Consider the following 1,767-nt stretch of genomic DNA (forward strand, 5'->3'; position numbering starts at 1 on the left):
GCCGCACTCGTCCTCAACAACGCATGGCACAAACATCGTTGAGAAAACCTCACTGAACACCGCCCGCACCGGGGCATCACGCATAGCCGGGTCATTCCGGCCGACAAGAATCAGGGTCGGTGTCCCGTGGCCCGGCACATAGGCACCCGAGGTGTCGATGACGTGCGTCAGTCCGACACGGGGCAGGAAATCTTCGATCAGCTTCTCACCGAACCCCCGGTTCGTGAAGGAACTGGATGTGTACTGCCCGACATACCCGCCAGACATTCCTTCGTTCTTGGTCACCGCCAGCTGGAACATGCGCTCCGCGAAGAGAAGCGAGAGCGGAAATACCCCCGTAGCCACGTCATAGGACTCCCTGTACGCGGCTCGTCTCGTTTCGTCACTCACGGAAATGAAAGGAGGTTCACCCACCACGATGTGGTAGGACTTCACCCCGAGGAGGTCACAGGAGGCAGAGAAGTCGGCAACGTCTCCGGCCCCGCGGACCGGCCCGCCGGGCGCACCGCGGCCTTCCAGCAGTGCGTCCCCCACCGCGACGTTGACCACCCGACCCGGCACCTGGCCCAGCGCCCGTCGACCACTGGCTTTTGCGGCGGCCATCAGCAGCCTGAATCTCGTGATGTTCACGGCGAATGCGTTCGCATCGCAGCCGTGAACCGATTCCAGGGCGCGGCGGATCAGCTCATCGTCCGGGGTACCGGGCTCCACCGCCCGCCAGGCGTTCAGCAGCCGTCCGAAGATTCCGAGGAGGAACGCTCCAGAGCCGCAGGCCGGGTCGATCGATCGAAATCCGGTGAGGCCGAAATCCGCGATAGCCGGATCCATGGTGAGGTCCAAGATGAATTCCTCGATGAATTCCGGAGTCGGGACGAGCGCGTAGGCCTGCCGTGCCACCTCGCTGATGTCCTGGTACAGGTCCCCGAGGAAGCGGGGGTCGAGTTGCGGGTCGCTGAAATCGAATCGGAGGGAGCCGTCCTCCTCTCGCTGCCGCCAGAACTCGACCAGGCCGGTCGCGGCCCGCGGAGAAGGCGACAGCTGCCAGAGGGGACTGTATTCGCGGTCGAAAATGCGGCCCATCACCGGGTGGGAGCGCGCAAGATGCATGAATGCCTCGACCAGCCAGTCCCGGTCCTGTGCCCCCTCCTGCTGTGCCAGGTACGTGCCCTGCCGTTCCTCCGCCTCTGCCAGGCGCTCTCCCAGCCCTGCGATGAACGGCCGGGCGATCAGGTCGTTGTCCTCGCAGTAGCGCACGAACACCGTTCCCAGTACCCAGGCGACCGCGGCCTGCATGATGTGTTCGTCGCGCCAGGCGCCATACGTGGCGCCTGTACGGCCGACGGCTCTCTCCTGCTCGTATGCGCCCCGCAGCCGGTCACGATACTGATCGACGTTGTCGCTGCGCTCACGAAGATCCGCCTCCAGCGTCCGGACCTGCTTGCGCAGACCAACGAGGAGCGCCTGCCTGTCCAGCGAGCGCGTCCCCGTATCGGCTCCGCGAGTCGGAGGCACAACGGCGACCACTCCTCCCTACGCCGACGATCACGATCCACTGTCCTGTCGAACACATCCTGCCAGCTCTCTGGGCCGCCACCCCGATTCCGTCGCCCGCTACCGGCCGGACGCGAACCGTCTGTCACCGCCTGGCGTTCTATGATTCCTGTGCGCGCCGGACCGCCGAGGGGACACATGCTGACAAGACTCGAAGTCAGTGAGCGTTTTCCAACCTCAGTTTGAGCAGGTCAGGTGCAGGGTGAGGATGGCCTG

Annotated in this window: 1 protein-coding gene; it reads right to left on the minus strand. The window is 64.8% G+C overall.

Annotated features, from left to right (window positions below):
• Positions 1-1,524, minus strand: a 1,524-nt coding sequence (gene pglX / locus DEH69_RS09155; protein ID WP_147255497.1) for a BREX-2 system adenine-specific DNA-methyltransferase PglX, incomplete at its 3' end; no start/stop codon positions are given.
• Between the last annotated feature and the right edge of the window lie 243 nt (positions 1,525-1,767).

It is taken from the genome of Streptomyces sp. PT12, assembly GCF_003311645.1.
Lineage (GTDB): Bacteria > Actinomycetota > Actinomycetes > Streptomycetales > Streptomycetaceae > Streptomyces.